Annotated in this window: 12 protein-coding genes; 11 read left to right on the forward strand and 1 reads right to left on the reverse strand. The window is 62.7% G+C overall.

Translation table 11 applies throughout. The features are described from left to right. Window positions 1–9: 9 nt before the first annotated feature. Window positions 10–822, reverse strand: coding sequence for an IclR family transcriptional regulator (locus ACO6VD_RS15785; protein ID WP_422420377.1), 813 nt, complete (start codon window positions 820–822; stop codon window positions 10–12). A gap of 285 nt (window positions 823–1,107) precedes the next feature. Here ACO6VD_RS15785 and ACO6VD_RS15790 point away from each other — a divergent pair, with 285 nt between their 5' ends. The 11 genes from ACO6VD_RS15790 (at window position 1,108) to ACO6VD_RS15840 (ending at window position 15,021) form a co-directional block, all read left to right on the forward strand. Beyond that, window positions 1,108–1,878 carry an enoyl-CoA hydratase gene (locus tag ACO6VD_RS15790; protein ID WP_422420379.1) on the forward strand — a complete coding sequence of 257 codons (771 nt, stop codon included), beginning with the start codon at window positions 1,108–1,110 and terminating at the stop codon, window positions 1,876–1,878. Window positions 1,879–1,881: 3 nt separating this feature from the next. After that, a complete protein-coding gene (locus ACO6VD_RS15795) occupies window positions 1,882–3,399 on the forward strand; it encodes a 3-hydroxyacyl-CoA dehydrogenase (RefSeq protein ID WP_422420380.1) in 1,518 nt (505 codons plus the stop codon). A gap of 23 nt (window positions 3,400–3,422) precedes the next feature. Continuing rightward, window positions 3,423–4,622, forward strand: a complete 1,200-nt coding sequence (locus tag ACO6VD_RS15800; RefSeq protein ID WP_422420381.1) for a 3-oxoadipyl-CoA thiolase — start codon at window positions 3,423–3,425, stop codon at window positions 4,620–4,622. Window positions 4,623–4,635: 13 nt separating this feature from the next. Next, window positions 4,636–6,414: an acyl-CoA dehydrogenase C-terminal domain-containing protein gene (locus ACO6VD_RS15805; RefSeq protein ID WP_422420383.1), complete on the forward strand. Its 1,779-nt coding sequence runs from the start codon at window positions 4,636–4,638 to the stop codon at window positions 6,412–6,414. 23 nt (window positions 6,415–6,437) lie between these two features. Then, window positions 6,438–7,484, forward strand: a complete 1,047-nt coding sequence (locus ACO6VD_RS15810; protein ID WP_422420385.1) for an AraC family transcriptional regulator — start codon at window positions 6,438–6,440, stop codon at window positions 7,482–7,484. A gap of 159 nt (window positions 7,485–7,643) precedes the next feature. After that, window positions 7,644–8,699 carry a 3-keto-5-aminohexanoate cleavage protein gene (locus ACO6VD_RS15815; protein ID WP_422420387.1) on the forward strand — a complete coding sequence of 352 codons (1,056 nt, stop codon included), beginning with the start codon at window positions 7,644–7,646 and terminating at the stop codon, window positions 8,697–8,699. Between the two features lie 63 nt (window positions 8,700–8,762). Beyond that, window positions 8,763–9,590, forward strand: coding sequence for an SDR family NAD(P)-dependent oxidoreductase (locus ACO6VD_RS15820; RefSeq protein WP_422420389.1), 828 nt, complete (start codon window positions 8,763–8,765; stop codon window positions 9,588–9,590). Between the two features lie 29 nt (window positions 9,591–9,619). Then, window positions 9,620–10,354: a carboxymuconolactone decarboxylase family protein gene (locus tag ACO6VD_RS15825; protein ID WP_422420390.1), complete on the forward strand. Its 735-nt coding sequence runs from the start codon at window positions 9,620–9,622 to the stop codon at window positions 10,352–10,354. Window positions 10,355–10,417: 63 nt separating this feature from the next. Next, the gene (locus ACO6VD_RS15830) at window positions 10,418–11,752 is read left to right on the forward strand and encodes an MFS transporter (protein WP_422420392.1); all 1,335 of its coding nucleotides are present in this window, start codon (window positions 10,418–10,420) and stop codon (window positions 11,750–11,752) included. A gap of 96 nt (window positions 11,753–11,848) precedes the next feature. Further along, a complete protein-coding gene (locus ACO6VD_RS15835; protein WP_422420393.1) occupies window positions 11,849–13,669 on the forward strand; it encodes a DUF1302 domain-containing protein in 1,821 nt (606 codons plus the stop codon). Next, window positions 13,669–15,021, forward strand: a complete 1,353-nt coding sequence (locus tag ACO6VD_RS15840; protein ID WP_422420394.1) for a DUF1329 domain-containing protein — start codon at window positions 13,669–13,671, stop codon at window positions 15,019–15,021. Before ACO6VD_RS15835 ends, ACO6VD_RS15840 begins: the two co-directional genes overlap by 1 nt. Window positions 15,022–15,045: the final 24 nt, after the last annotated feature.

Below are 15,045 nucleotides of genomic sequence, written 5' to 3' on the forward strand. Positions count from 1 at the left end.
CTCTTGGAGTTATTGTCGGCCCAGAGTGGCTTCGACAGTGCGCACCAGGTGCGCGAGACGCGGTCCCAGGTCGTCTTCGAGCATGTGCTGGCGCAGCACGAAGGCCGGCCCCCCACAGCTGAAGGCGACGACACCGGAACCGTCGGGATGGATCAGGGGCACGCCGACGGCGTTGATATCTTTCTGCCATTCGCCGACCGCCAGGCAGTAGCCATGGTCCTGGTACTGACGAAAGGCTTTGTCCAGCTGCGTGCGCAGCGCAGGCCAGGTGTCGCTGTGGCGGGTGCGGAACTGGTCAAGCAGCAGGTCGCGCTCAGGGTCGGGCAGTGCGGCCAGGTAGGCACGACCCATGGCGGTGCTGGCCATGGGAATGCGCGAGCCAATGTCCAGGCGCAGGGTCAACGGGCCGGGGCCCTGGCAGTTCTCGACATAGACCATGCTCAAGCGGTCGCGGGCGCCCAGCGACACCGAGCTTTGGGTCATATCGGCCAGTTCCTGCATTAGCGGCCGTGCCTGGCGGCGCACGTCGAGGCCGCTCAGGTGGGCATACCCCAGGGCCAGCACGCCGGTGTCGATGGCGTACTTGCCCAGATTCTCCAGGTACTGCAGGTAGCCAAGGCGGGTGAGGGTGTAGGTCAGGCGCGACACCGTGGCTTTCGGCAGGCCGCTGCGTGCCGCCAGCTCCTGGTTGCCCAGATGGCGCTCACCGGGACGGAAGCAGCGCAGCAGCTCCAGGCCACGTGCCAGGGCAGTGACGAACTGGCGATCGGGCTCCAGAGCCTGCAGGTCGATTTCGGTGTCGATGCGTTTGCGCTTGTCCATGGGAAATCCTCGTGGATCGGGTAGGGGTCACCGATCGCCGGCCGGATGCTGGCACAGGAAAAATCGGCGAGTCAAGAAATCAAAATGCAGTTTCGCACAGCGAAATTCGTTAATCCAGCAGGCTTTGTCGCTGAACGGGCTTGAAAGCGTTAATCCAGACAGGTCGGCCAAATAACTTCAGCCCCTAAGCGACAAGAGCGATTTACAACGCCTGATGAATTTGCGTAGTCTGGATTTTATTGCGGAATACAGTTCCGCTATGCAAAACATAAGAAGGATAAAAGCATGAGTGAAACCCGCGTAGAACACCCTGTGCCCGGGGTCGCCCTGGTACGCCTGAACCGACCCGAGGCGCGCAACGCCCTGAACCAGGCGGTGCGCGAACAGCTCGCCGGGCACTTCAACCAGCTCGGCCATGATCCTGCCGTGCGCTGCATCGTCCTGACCGGTGGCGACACGGTGTTTGCCGCCGGCGCCGATATCCGCGACATGGTCGAGCGCGGCGCCATCGACATGCTGCTGCGCCAGACCCAGCGCCTGTGGGCCGCGATTGCCCAGTGTCCGAAACCGGTGATCGCCGCGGTAAACGGCTTCGCCCTAGGCGGTGGTTGTGAACTGGCCATGCACGCCGACCTGATCATCGCCGGGCGCAGTGCCAGCTTCGCCCAGCCAGAAGTGCGCGTAGGCGTCATGCCCGGCGCTGGCGGTACCCAGCGGCTGACCCGTGCGGTGGGCAAGTTCCAGGCCATGCGCATGCTCTTGACCGGGCTCTCGGTCAGCGCCGATGAAGCCCTGGCCATGGGGCTGGCCAGTGAGGTGGTAGACGACGCGCAGGTGCAAGCCCGCGCGCTGGAACTGGCGGGCTTGATCGCGGCGATGCCCCCCCTGGCGGTCATGCAGATCAAGGAAGTGCTCCTGGCCGGCCAGGACGCTTCGCTGGACACCGCGCTGATGCTGGAGCGCAAGGCGTTCCAGCTGCTGTTCGATTCGGCCGACCAGAAAGAGGGCATGCATGCCTTTCTCGACAAACGCAAACCAGTCTATGCGGGGAACTGAAGCATGCAGCCACGGGATATCAATTGCATGGCGGTCGTCGGCGCCGGGGTCATGGGTGCCGGTATTGCCCAGATCGCAGCCTTGGCCGGGGTCACGGTGTACCTGTTCGACCAGCGTGAGGGCGCGGCCCAGGCTGCTCGGCAAAGCATCCAGGGCACCCTGGAGAAACTCGCCGGTAAAGGCAAGTTGAACGCCGATCAGGTACTGGCCGCGGCGCAACGGCTGCTGCCGGTCAATGACATCCGGGAACTGGCCGATTGTCAGCTGGTGGTCGAGGCGATCATCGAGGACCTGGCAGCCAAACGCGCCTTGTTCGCCGAGCTGGAAACCATCGTCAGCGATGATTGCCTGCTGGCCAGCAATACCTCGTCGCTGTCGGTAACCGCGATCGCCGCGCAATGCCGGCAACCGACGCGGGTTGGCGGCTTTCATTTTTTCAACCCGGTACCGCTGATGAAGATCGTCGAAGTCATCGATGGCTTGCAGAGTGCGCCCTGGGTCGGGCAAACCCTGCTGGCCCTGGGCACACGCTTCGGTCACCTAGCGGTGCGCGCCCAGGACACCCCCGGCTTTATCGTCAATCATGGTGGACGTGGTTATGGCACCGAAGCCATGCGCGTGCTCAGTGAAGCGGTGACCGAGCCAGTCGAGCTCGACCGCATCCTGCGCGAGCAGGCCGGCTTTCGCATGGGGCCGTGCGAGTTGTTCGACCTGACCGGGCTGGACGTCTCCCACCCGGTGACCGAATCGATCTACCAGCAGTACTTTCAAGAACCGCGCTACAGGCCGACGGTCATCACCCGCCAACGGCTGGATGCCGGACTGCTCGGGCGCAAGACGGGCGAAGGCTTCTATCGCTACATCGACGGCCAGCAACAGGTGCCCGCCGAAGTGCCGCCGGGGCCGCTGCCAGAGATTCCGGTGTGGGTGAGCAATGCGCGGCCTGCGGCACGGGCACGGGTGGTCAGCCTGTTGGCAACGCTTGGGGTAACCGTTGAGCCTGGCGTGCGACCCAGTGCCGAAGCGCTGTGCCTCGTCCTGCCGTTGGGCATCGATGCCAGTCTCAGCGCACAGGCCGAGCAGTTGGACCCGTGCCGTACCTTGGCACTGGATACCTTTCTCCCTCTGCAACGTCGCCGGGTATTGATGACCACGGTGGCCACCACACCTGAGTGGCGCGAGGCCGCCCGCGCGCTGCTGGCCGCCGATGGCGTGGCTGTCAGCGTTATCCGTGACAGCGCCGGTTTCGTCACGCAGCGGGTGTTGGCACAGATCATCAACATTGCCTGCGACATGGCCCAGCAACGGGTCGCCAGCCCGGCGGATATCGACAACGCCATCCGCCTCGGCCTGGGCTACCCCCAGGGCCCCTTGAGCTGGGGCGATGAGCTGGGCGCCGAGACCGTGCTCGAGGTGCTCGACCAGCTGTACAGCTACTACCGCGATCCACGTTACCGCCCAAGCCCCTGGCTGATGCGCCGGGCAAGTCTGCGCCTGTCGTTGCTCACTGCTGATAACTGATGCTGCCCAACTGAGGATTCACCATGCTTGATGCTTATATCTATGACGGTCTGCGCAGTGCCTTTGGCCGCCATGCCGGAGGCCTCGCGCCGCTGCGCCCGGACGATCTCGCCGCGCACGTGATCACGGCGCTGGTGGCACGCTCGCCGTTTGCCGCAGAACAGATCGAGGACGTAATCCTCGGCTGCACCAACCAGGCTGGTGAAGACAGCCGCAACGTCGCGCGCAATGCCTTGCTTGCCGCAGGGCTGCCGGTCACCGTCGCCGGGCAGACGGTCAATCGCTTGTGTGCCAGTGGCCTGGCAGCGGTGCTGGATGCTGCTCGCGCAGTGAGCTGTGGCGAAGGTGAGTTGTACCTGGCCGGTGGTGTGGAAAGCATGAGCCGCGCACCCTTCGTGCTGGGTAAATCCGAATCCGCCTATAGCCGTGAGGCCAGGCTGTTCGACACCACCATCGGCGCGCGCTTCCCCAACCCGAAAGTGAATGCGGCCTACGGCAGCGAAACCATGCCGGAAACCGCAGATAACGTCGCCCGTGACTACGGCATCAGCCGTGAAGCTGCGGATGCCTTTGCCCTGGCCTCGCAACAACGCTACGCCCAGGCCCTGGCAGACGGCTTTTTCGACGCCGAGATCGTACCGGTCCAGGTACCGGCAGGCCGCAAGGGCAGCGTGACCGTTGGCAACGACGAACACCCTCGGCCTGAAGCCGATGCCCAGGGACTGGCGCGGCTCAACCCGCTGTTTACGGGCGGGGTGGTCACCGCTGGCAATGCTTCGGGTATCAACGACGGTGCTGCTGCATTGCTGATTGGCAGTCGTGCAGTAGGTGAGCGCGCTGGCGTCACACCACGGGGACGCATCCTCAGCGGCGCGGCGGCGGGTGTCGCGCCACGGGTGATGGGCATTGGCCCGGCCTATGCCATTCCCAAAGCCCTGGAGCGCGCGGGCCTGACGCTGGCCGACATGGATCTGATCGAAATCAACGAGGCCTTTGCCGCTCAGGTCCTGGGCTGCCTGCACCTGCTCGACCTGCACGCGCACGACCCGCGTATCAACCCCAATGGCGGTGCCATTGCCCTCGGCCATCCGTTGGGCGCCTCCGGTGCTCGCCTGGTGTTGACCGCGCTGCGCGAGCTGGAGCGCAGGGGAGGCCGTTATGCGGTGGTCAGCCTGTGCATTGGCGTCGGCCAGGGGCTGGCGGTCGTGATCGAACGAATTTAAGAGGGCAACCGCCATGGCAACCTACACCGCACCACTGCGTGATATGCAGTTCGTCCTTGATGAACTGCTGGAACTGGAACAATTCGCTGACCTTGAGGGCTTTGCCGATGCCCCCAAAGATGTCAGCACAGCGATTCTCGAAGAAGCCGGCCGCCTGGCCAGCGGCGTTTTGGCACCGCTCAATGCGGTAGGCGACCACCTCGGTTGCCGCCTGGAAAACGCCGAGGTCAGCACCGCGCCGGGCTTTCGCGAAGCCTATCGGCTGTACGCCGAGGGTGGCTGGACCGGGCTGACGGCGTCACCTGCGTACGGCGGCCAGGGCTTGCCGCACGTACTGGGGGTCGCAGTGCGTGAAATCATGACCAGCGCCAACCTCGCGTTTTCGATGTTCGCCGGGCTCAGCCACGGCGCCGCCAATGCCATTGCCAACGGCGGCAGCGCGACGCAGAAGGCGTTGTTCCTGCCGCCGATGATTGCCGGGCGCTGGACTGGCACCATGAACCTCACCGAACCCCATTGCGGCACCGACCTTGGCCTGCTGCGCAGCCGCGCCCAGGCGCAAGCGGACGGCAGCTACCGGATCAGCGGCACCAAGATCTTCATTTCCGCCGGTGAGCATGACCTGGCGGAAAACATCATCCACCTGGTGCTGGCGCGCCTGCCGGATGCGCCGGCCGGGGTCAAAGGCATCAGCCTGTTCATCGTCCCCAAGTTCCTGGTCAACCCCGACGGCTCGCTGGGTGCGCGCAACACCGTGCAGTGCGGATCGCTGGAAGAGAAGATGGGCATCCACGGCAACCCGACCTGCGTGATGAACTACGATGACGCCACCGGTTACCTGCTCGGTGAGGCGCACCAGGGCCTGAAGGTAATGTTCGTGATGATGAACGGTGCCCGTCTGGCAGTCGGCGTGCAGGGGTTGAGCCTGGCGTCGGTGGCCTATCAGAATGCCGCCAGCTACGCCCGCGACCGTTTGCAGGGGCGCGCGCCGGGTGGCGTGATTGCGCCTGAGCGTGTGGCGGATCCGATCGTCGCGCATCCCGACGTGCAGCGCATGCTCCTGACCCAACGCGCGTTTGTCGAAGGTGGCCGGGCACTGGCGTACTGGGCGGGCTTGCAGGTTGATCTGGCGCACAAGCACCCGGATCCTGAAGTACGCGAGTCAGCCAACGACCTGTTGGGCTTGCTGACACCGATGATCAAGGCCTACTGCACCGATCAGGGCGTGGAAAGCATCAGCCTGGCGATGCAGTGCTTTGGCGGCCATGGTTACATTCGCGAATGGGGTATCGAGCAGTTCCTGCGCGATGCGCGCATCACACCGCTGTATGAAGGCACCAATGGCGTGCAGGCCATGGACCTGGTGGCGCGCAAGCTCAGACTCAACGAGGGCAGGGCGCTGGGGCGTTTCATGACCCTGGTCGAAGACTTCTGCGAGGCCCATGGTGCGCAACTGAAAGAGTGCACGGTGCCGTTGCAACAGGCACTGCGCGATCTGGAACAGGCCACCGGCTATCTGCTCGAAAGCAACGACCCGCACGCCAACGGCGCAGCGGCGGTGGACTACCTGCACCTGACTGCTCTGGTCGCCTTCGGCCTGCAATGGGCGAAGATGGCGCTGATCGCCAACAAGCACCTGGCCGCAAGTGATGACAGCACCGGGTTCTACCGTGCCAAGCAACTGACGGCGCGGTTTTTCTTCGAGCGAATTCTTCCTCAGACAGCGATACACTTACACCGAGTCCGGGCCGGGGCCCAGGTGTTGAGCGCCTTCGACCCCGAGCAGTTCTGAGGTTGCAGTCAACTGAGGTCGTCATGAAGCGAGCGAACGATGTGGCGGAGAAATCCATTCCACTGGGTGCGCTCGCCTCATTGCCAGTGGTACTGCAGGAACAGGGCCATGACCCCTGGCCGCTGCTGGCGCGTTTCGGTATCGCGCGCCAGTCGTTCGAGCAGCCGATGCTGCCACTGCCAGTCCTGACCCACGGGCGGATTCTGGAAGCAGCCGTGCAACTGTCCGGGTGTGATCATCTGGGCCTGTTGCTGGGCCAGCGGGCCAATCTGCAAAATGCCGGACCCTTGCGTTTTCTGGTGCTCAACGCGCCGACCGTACGCGATGCCACCGAGTCACTGATCCGCTATTGCGGCCTGTGGTACCGCGGCCTGCACCTGAGCCTGGCCCAGGAACAGGGCTACGCAGGTTTGCGGCTGTCCATCGACGGTAACGTGCCCGGTGCCGAGCAACTGCTCACCGCGTACCTGGCGGCCATCGTCACCATTATGGAACTGATTGTCGGCCGCAGCTGGCGCCCGGCGCTGGTCCGTATTGCCTACCGCAAGCCGGCATCCGCGGGGCTTTACGAGCGCTTCTTCCGCTGCCCGGTGTGGTTTGGCCAGTCGCAGCATGAAGTATTGTTTGCCCAGTCGCTGCTGGACCTGCGCCGTGAAGGTCATGACCGCCAGCTCGACGACTTTCTGCGCAGCCATTTGAGTGAACTCAAGGCCCGTGAGAGCTCAGATCTTGCAGCTCAGGTCACTCAGGTCATCGAGGGGCTGTTGCTGCATGGCGAGTGCAGCGCGGAAAAGGTCGCCGAGTTTTTCGCCGTGCACCGTTTTACCCTCTACCGCCACTTGAGCGAACAGCAGACCAGCTTCGAACTGCTGCTGGAACAGACGCGCAAGACCCTCGCCGCGAAATTGCTCGGTGATCCCAGCCTGCCGGTTGCCGAGGTCGCCGTGCGCCTTGGCTACGAGACGCAAGGCAACTTCACCCGCGCGTTCAAGCGCTGGTACGCCTGTACTCCACGTGATTGGCGCAAAGGTGCGGCGCTGCCCGTGTTGCGCAGTGCAGAACACCGCTGAGCCATCCAGGCTAACCAATCAGGCAAAGTGCCGAAATGATAAAAAGTAGTGCCAGGATGATAAAAGCCGGGCACCTGCGACAGGTAACTTCTTCCGTACTCCAGAGCCGCACCGCGCGCTCGTTTCCTTCAATAACGATAAATCAGGACGGAGAAGTACATGCATTTTCTTGACGACAGTCTGTTCCCGGAAAACCAGGAAAAACTGGTGATTCAGGTTGCGCCCTACGGTCCGCAATGGACCCCGGCCGACTCCGACGATATCCCGGTGAGCATGGATGACCAGATCCAGAAGGCCATCGACTGCTATAACGCTGGCGCCACGGTGCTGCATGTTCATGTGCGCGAAGAAACCGGCAAAGGCTCCAAGCGCCTGAGCAAGTTCAATGAAATGCTCGGCCTGCTGCGCGAAGCGGTGCCCGAGATGGTTCTGCAGGTGGGGGGCTCGATCTCGTTCGCCCCGGAAAGTGAAGGTGAAGCCGCCCAGTGGCTGGACTACGACACCCGCCACATGCTCGCCGAACTCGATCCCAAGCCCGACCAGGTGACTATCGCCATCAACACCAGCCAGATGAACATCTGCGAGCTGCTGACCGAAGACGACGTCAAGGGCACCATCCTCGAGCAACCCGGCTACTTCAACGCCTATCAGGAGATGGTTTCCGATGCGCGTCCTTCGTTCTTTATCGAACACCTCAAGCGCCTGCAGGCGGCCGGTATCCAGCCGCACTTCATGCTCGGCCACGTACACCAGCTGGAAACCGTCGAGCGTTTGATCCGCAAGGGCCTGTATACCGGTCCGCTGATCCTCAACTACGTCGCCATCGGTGGTGGTGCGGCGGGCCTGGATCCTTCCGACATGATCGAGTTCGTCAAACGCACGCCACCGGGTTCGATCCTGACCATGGAAAGCGCCATGCGTGCCGTGCTGCCGATGAACGCCATGGCCATTGCCCTGGGGCTGCATGTGCGGGTGGGGATCGAAGACACCCTGTGGGGCCGCAAAGGCGAGCGCATGACCTCGGTGCAGCAGATCGAACAGACCGTGCGCCTGTCCCGCGAACTGGGCCGCGAAATTGCCAGCGGCAAGGAAGCGCGGGCGATCTACAAGATTGGCGAACACTACGCCAGTGCCGACGAAACCATTGCCCAGCTGGGCATGGCGCCTAATCGCAAGCCAGGGCAGCGCGGGTTCACCGTGCCCGGCCTGGTCTGATCAGGCGTGTGACTGGCGGCGTCGCCGCCAGTCCTGTTCCTTTACCCAGCCTTGAGGTGTGTGATGGACCTGCAATTCAAAGATAAAGTGGTACTGGTCACCGGCGTCGGCCCGGGGCTTGGCAGAGCCTGTGCCGAGGCCTTCGCCAAAGCCGGTGCGAAGCTGGTGATTTGCGATGTAAATCAGGAGGCGCTTGCCCAGGCCTGTGAAGCGGTGACTGCACACGGCGCCGAGTGCCTGGCGTTGCGTTGCGATGTGTCGTCCAGCGCCGAAGTCGCTGCGATGTTCGAACAGCTCAAAGCGCGCTTCGACACCCTGCACGTGCTGGTCAACAACGCGGCGTTGACGCCCAATCGCCCGGTGGATACCGAGCGCCGCAATGCCTTCTATCGCTACATCTCGACCCCCGAACCGCGTCGCTCGCTGGGTTTCACCAGCGCCATCAGCGATGAAGAGTGGCACCGCTACTGGGGTGTGAATGTCCACGGCGTGTTCTATTGCACCCGTGAGGCACTGAAGTTGATGGAGCCGCAGCGCGAGGGCCGCATCGTCAACATCGCGTCGATTGCCGGACTGTCGACCAAAAGCGTGCACAGCCCGCATTACTGCGCAACCAAAGGCGCGGTGATCGCCTTCACCAAATCTGTGGCCTATGAGGTGGCCGGCGCCAACATCTTCGTTAACGCCATGGCGCCGGGCGGCGTTGCCACACCGGCATTCAACGCCTACCTCGACGAGGTCGGCGAGCAGGCTCGTAACCGGCTCTGGCAAGGTTGCCCGCTGGGGCGCTTCGGGACCGTCGAGGAATACGCCAGCACCGTGCTTTACCTGGCGGGTGAACACTACCTGGTAGGCCAGGTGATCAGCCCCAACGGCGGCTCGGTTATCTGACCCGGACACTCTTTACGAGAACAATAACAATGACCGATACCCCGAAATACAATGCCCTGCGCGCCGCCGGCGTGTTTGACGCGTCGCTCGACAGCCTGGCGCAATGGGCGCCGCAGTGGACCGAGCAGTACATGGACCTGGTCGAAGACGGCCATACCAACGAGGTGCTCGAACCCAAGCTGGTGGCGTTGATTCGCCTGAACATCGATGTCACCGCCACGCACCTGTATGCACCGGGCGTGCGCCGTCACGTGCGCAATGCCTTGCGACTGGGCGCCAGCCGCGCGGAAATACTTGAAGTGTTCAAACTTGCCAGCGTTGTCGGTATCCATGCCTGTGCCCTGGGCGTGCCGATCCTCGAAGAAGCGCTGGCCGAGGCGGGCAGGAAAGATGACGCCGTGACAGCGGGACCTACCCCGGTGTGCGATCAGGTGCGCGCCAACGGCATGTTCAACCCGCTGTGGGAGACCCTCTATCGCTGGGATCCGCAGTACCTGGAGAAGTTTCTCGGCATGGGCCTGGGCCTCTGGCAGGACGGCATTCTGCCGCCGCTGTGGATCGAGTTCCTGTGTATCGCCGGCGATGCCACGGTGACCCACATGTACGGCCACGGTACCCGTCGCCACATCGAGGCGGCGCTGCAACTGGGCGCCAGCCGCGAACAGATCCTGCAAGTGCTGAAAATCGTCAGCCTGCAAGGTATCGAAGCCTGCGAGCTGGGTGTGCCGATGCTGGATCAGGCGTTGCACAGCCTGGCCAAGTGACCCTTGACGTGCAGCCTGGACAATAACAATGAGCACCCCGTGCCAATGCAGGAGAATCGCGACATGACCAGTGTGGCCGAACACAGCCCGGCGCTTGCTGGCGACCCGGCAGCCCGGGCGCTGAAAGCGACCTATCGCAAGATCATCTGGCGCCTGCTGCCGTTTCTGTTTCTTGCCTATGTGATCAACTCGATCGACCGCATCAACATCTCCTTCGCCAAGCTGCGCATGAGCGAAGACCTGCTGCTTAGCGATGCGGCCTATGGCCTGGGTGCGGCGGCGTTCTTTGTCGGTTATCTGCTGTTCGAGGTGCCGAGCAACTTGTACATGCAGCGCGTCGGTGCACGCCGCACCATCACCCGGATCATGATTCTCTGGGGCCTGGTGACCATGGCCACCAGCCTGGTCAGCACCCCGCAGCAGCTGTACGCCGCACGGTTTTTCCTCGGCGTGGCAGAAGCCGGTTTCTTCCCCGGGGTGATTCTGTACCTGACCTACTGGTTCCCGGCAGCGCGGCGCGGGCGCATCACCTCGATCTTCATCATGGCCGGGATTTTCGCCGGGATCGTCAGCGGGCCACTGGCCGGCTGGATCATGACCCACTTTCACGGCTGGTACGGACTGCGTGACTGGCAGGCGCTGTTTGTCTTCGAGGGGATCCCGGCGGTGCTGTTGGGCATGTTTGCCTGGTTCTGGCTGGACGACAAACCGCAGCAAGTGAAGTGGCTGAGCGACCAGGAAAAGGCCATCGTCGCTGCGCAACTGGCGCCTGAGCAGGGCAAGGCCGGGGCACAACACGCCTCGTTTCGTCAGTTGCTGCGCGATCCGCGGGTACTGATGGCCGGCATGGTGTTCTTCTGCATCTATTCCGGCACCAATACCGTGGCCTACTGGATGCCGACGCTGATTCAGGGTTTTGGCCTGAGCGACATTCGCCATATCGGCCTGATCAGCAGTCTGCCCTACATCGTCGCGCTGGTGGCCATGTACCTGTTGGGCCGTAGCTCCGATCGCCACCTGGAACGCCGCTGGCACCTGGCGGCGACCATGCTGGTGGGCGCGGCGTGCTTTGTCCTGCTCGGCATATTTCAGGGCAACCTGATGCTCTCGGTGCTGTTCATGAGCCTGGGGGCGGGTGCCTGCCTGTCGGCGGTACCGCTGTTCTGGACCATTCCGCCGTCGTATCTGTCCAGTGCCGGCGCCGCCGCCGGCATCGCGCTGATCAGCAGCCTGGGCGGCATCGCCGCAATGGTCAGCCCGGTGCTGGTGGGCAGCATCAAGGTCAGTACCGGTAGCTTGTACATCGCCTTCGATGTGATCGCCGGACTGCTGGTAGTGGGTTCACTGATTCTGCTGTTGGGCATTCCAGCCAGGCTGCTGCGCGAACACCGCGGCTGATCTCTCCCTAGTTACTCCCTCCTGCAATGCCGGTGCCTGCACGCACCGGCACGGGGAGCGCTTGACCTTAAAACAACAATAAAAGGTGACATCTGCATGAAAAGCACTCTGTTGCGCCTTGCCCCTCATCCCCGCTGCCTGCTGGCCGGGAGCGTGGCGTTGGCGCTGTCCGGTGGATCGCAAGCCTGGGCCACGACCTTCGAGGTCAATGACGATTGGTCGCTGACCACCAACACCACACTCACCCTGGGTTCGAGCTGGGCCCTGCGTAACGCTGATCCTGGCCTGCTGTACGCGCCGGATGCGGCCAGCATCGGCAAGCACGGCGAGGGCATCGATACCAACGGTGACGATGGCCGGCTGAACTTCAAGAAGCACGACCCGATCTCGCAGATCTTCAAGGGCCTGACTGAATTCGATCTGAACGACGGCAGCCAGGGCGCCTTCATCCGTTTCAAGTACTGGTATGACCATGCCCTGGAAACCGGCAATGGCGACTTCAAGCAGTTCGATGACTCCAGCTACCCGGACCTGGCCAAGTTCCAGGGCTTTGAAACCCTGGATGCCTATGTCTGGAAAGACTTCGACGTCGCCGGCAAAGCGCTGAGCGTCAAGTTCGGCAAACAGGTGCTGAGTTGGGGTGAGGCACTGTTCTTCCAGAACGGTATCAATGCCATCAACCCGCTGGACGTCTCGGCGTTCAACCGTCCCGGCGTCGAGCTCAAAGAAGGCCAGCTGCCGGTAGAAATGCTCTCGTTCAACCTCGGTCTGAGCGATACCTTGAGCCTGGAAGGCTTCTACCAGTACAACTTCCGCCCCTCGGTACTCGACGGTTGCGGGACCTTTTTCCAGGCTGCCGATTTCGCCCCGGAAGGCTGCGGCCCGATCATTGCCGCCGTCAGCGGCGACCGCACCACGGCCAACGCCTTGGCGAGCGGCACCTTCATCCCGCGCGGGCCGAGTGATTACCCGCATGACGGCGGCCAGTACGGCCTGGCGGTGCGCAAGGTGCTGGAGAGTCTCAACGATGCCGAGCTGGGCCTGTACTACGCCAACTACCACAGCCGTTTTGCCTCGTTCAACGGTACCGCCGTCACGGCACGGGGCCTGAACAACTTCAAAACCGCCAGCTACAACTCGGTATACCCCGAGGACATTCGCCTATTCGGCATCAGCCTGAGCGGCGTTGTCGGTGGCACGGCGGTGTTCGGTGAGTTGAGTTTTCGACCTAACCAGCCATTGGGCTTCAATGGCAACGATACCGTCCAGTACCTGCTGCGCAGCCCCAACACGCCGTTTACGGCACCGGGTGTAACGCCGGAGCTGGGGGCGCCGATCGAGGGGTATGAACGCAAACCGGTCAGCCAGTTCTCCCTCGGGGCTACCGATACCATCGCCAACGTGCTCGGCGCCAACCGCCTGGCCTTGGCGGCAGAGGCAGCGGTCAACCATATCGGTGATCTGGGTGATGAGCGCTTTGGTCGCGGTGGCGCCTATGGCCGCAGCGAGCTGAGCACCGGTGCCTACAACCCGGCCAACCCGGCCAGTTTCTGCGTCTCCCCGGGCACCGCCAACCTTGGTCCTGGGCAAATCGCCAACCTCAACGCCGACAACTGCAACGACAACCGTGGCTTCTTCACCGACTGGTCCTGGGGTTATCGCCTGCGCGGTGCGCTGAGCTATGAGGGCTTGCTGCCGTCCACCGTGGTCACCCCGAGCATCAACTTTCGCCATGACGTGGACGGCTATGGCCCCAACTTCCAGGAAGGACAAAAGGCTGTCGGCCTTTCGCTGCTGTTCGAATACCGCAATGACTACTCGTTGGAGTTTGCCTACAACGATTTCTTCGGCTCGAACGACTTCACCACCCTCGACGACCGCGACTTTGCCTCGGTCAACCTAAAGGTGAGCTTCTGATGACTATTACAATGAAAAAACTGCCTGTCGTTATTGCCTTGCTGGCTGCCTGCCTACAGGCGCCTGTGTACGCCAAAGGTACGGATGCCGGTCAGCTCGAAAGCCGTCTGAATCCCATGGGCGGCGAGCGTGCCGCCAACGCCGACGGCAGCATCCCAACCTGGAACGGCGGCCTCAAGCCCGGTAGCCTGACCGCCGCCAGTAATGGCGACTATGCCGACCCGTTCGCTGCACAAAAACCGTTGATGGTGATCAGCGCCGCCAACGCCGGGCAATACCAGGACTTGTTGACCCCGGGTCAGCAGGCGATGCTCAAGCGCTTTCCCAGCTATCAGCTCAATGTCTACCCCAGCGAGCGCACCGCGCATATGCCGGCAGCGGTGACTGCCGCGACCCGCACCAACGTCGCCAACGTCAGCCTGGCCGAATCGGGTTATGGCCTGGTTGGCTACCAGGACGGCATCCCGTTCCCGCTACCGACCGAACCGCTGGAAGTGATGTGGAACCACCTTGCCCGCTATGTCGGCCATTCGGTACAACGCGAAATGGCATCGGCCACCGTGGAAGCCAACGGCAGCTCGACCCTGGTCACCTATCAGCAGTCGGTGCACTGGCGCTCGGCGATCAGCGATCTCCCGGAGCAGGAAAATGCCCTGTACTACAGCGTTATCCGTGCCCTGAGCCCGTCGCGGGTAGCCGGAGAAATCACCATGGTGCATGAGCCGCTCAATCAGGTCATGGAACCGCGCAGCGCCTGGCAGTACATCCCCGGCCAGCGCCGTGTACGCCGCGCACCGACCGTGGCCTATGACACCAGTGCGCGCTACAGCTACGGCCAGCTGACCAGCGACGGCGTCGGCGGCTACAACGGCGCACCGGATCGCTATGAATGGAAATTGCTCGGCAAGCAGGAGCGGCTGATCCCGTACAACAGCTACAAGCTGGCCAGCAAATCACTGAAATACGCCGATATTCTCAAGCCCAACACCATCGAACCGCAGCTGGTGCGTTATGAGAAACATCGGGTCTGGGTGGTAGAGGCAACCCTCAAACCGGGCAACCGTCATGTCTACGGCAAGCGCCGTTTCTACATCGACGAAGACACTTGGCAGATCGCCAGTGCCGAGATGTATGACAGCCGTGGCGAGCTGTGGCGCATGTACGAGAACTACCCGATGCAACTGGCCGATATCGAAGTACCGTTCCCGGCCATGGATGCCACCTATGACCTGATTTCGGCGCGCTACACCACCAACTTCATGACCAATGAATACCCGCAGAAGATGGTGTTCAACGCTCTGGCCAAGAAAGAGGACTACAGCCCGGCGGCGTTGCGCCGCTACGGCAAATAACATCGCGTATCGACGCACTTTGAG

Source organism: Pseudomonas sp. GZD-222 (assembly GCF_049310525.1).
Taxonomy (GTDB): Bacteria; Pseudomonadota; Gammaproteobacteria; order Pseudomonadales; family Pseudomonadaceae; genus Aquipseudomonas.

What these genes read in the sequence shown, in the direction of transcription:
- ACO6VD_RS15815 (WP_422420387.1), top strand. Translation starts at nt 7,644, where the DNA reads ATGCATTTTCTTGACGACAGTCTGTTCCCGGAAAACCAGGAAAAACTG.
- ACO6VD_RS15790 (WP_422420379.1), top strand. Translation starts at nt 1,108, where the DNA reads ATGAGTGAAACCCGCGTAGAACACCCTGTGCCCGGGGTCGCCCTGGTA.
- ACO6VD_RS15840 (WP_422420394.1), top strand. Translation starts at nt 13,669, where the DNA reads ATGACTATTACAATGAAAAAACTGCCTGTCGTTATTGCCTTGCTGGCT.
- ACO6VD_RS15835 (WP_422420393.1), top strand. Translation starts at nt 11,849, where the DNA reads ATGAAAAGCACTCTGTTGCGCCTTGCCCCTCATCCCCGCTGCCTGCTG.
- ACO6VD_RS15825 (WP_422420390.1), top strand. Translation starts at nt 9,620, where the DNA reads ATGACCGATACCCCGAAATACAATGCCCTGCGCGCCGCCGGCGTGTTT.
- ACO6VD_RS15830 (WP_422420392.1), top strand. Translation starts at nt 10,418, where the DNA reads ATGACCAGTGTGGCCGAACACAGCCCGGCGCTTGCTGGCGACCCGGCA.
- ACO6VD_RS15810 (WP_422420385.1), top strand. Translation starts at nt 6,438, where the DNA reads ATGAAGCGAGCGAACGATGTGGCGGAGAAATCCATTCCACTGGGTGCG.
- ACO6VD_RS15795 (WP_422420380.1), top strand. Translation starts at nt 1,882, where the DNA reads ATGCAGCCACGGGATATCAATTGCATGGCGGTCGTCGGCGCCGGGGTC.
- ACO6VD_RS15800 (WP_422420381.1), top strand. Translation starts at nt 3,423, where the DNA reads ATGCTTGATGCTTATATCTATGACGGTCTGCGCAGTGCCTTTGGCCGC.
- ACO6VD_RS15820 (WP_422420389.1), top strand. Translation starts at nt 8,763, where the DNA reads ATGGACCTGCAATTCAAAGATAAAGTGGTACTGGTCACCGGCGTCGGC.
- ACO6VD_RS15785 (WP_422420377.1), bottom strand. Translation starts at nt 822, where the DNA reads ATGGACAAGCGCAAACGCATCGACACCGAAATCGACCTGCAGGCTCTG.
- ACO6VD_RS15805 (WP_422420383.1), top strand. Translation starts at nt 4,636, where the DNA reads ATGGCAACCTACACCGCACCACTGCGTGATATGCAGTTCGTCCTTGAT.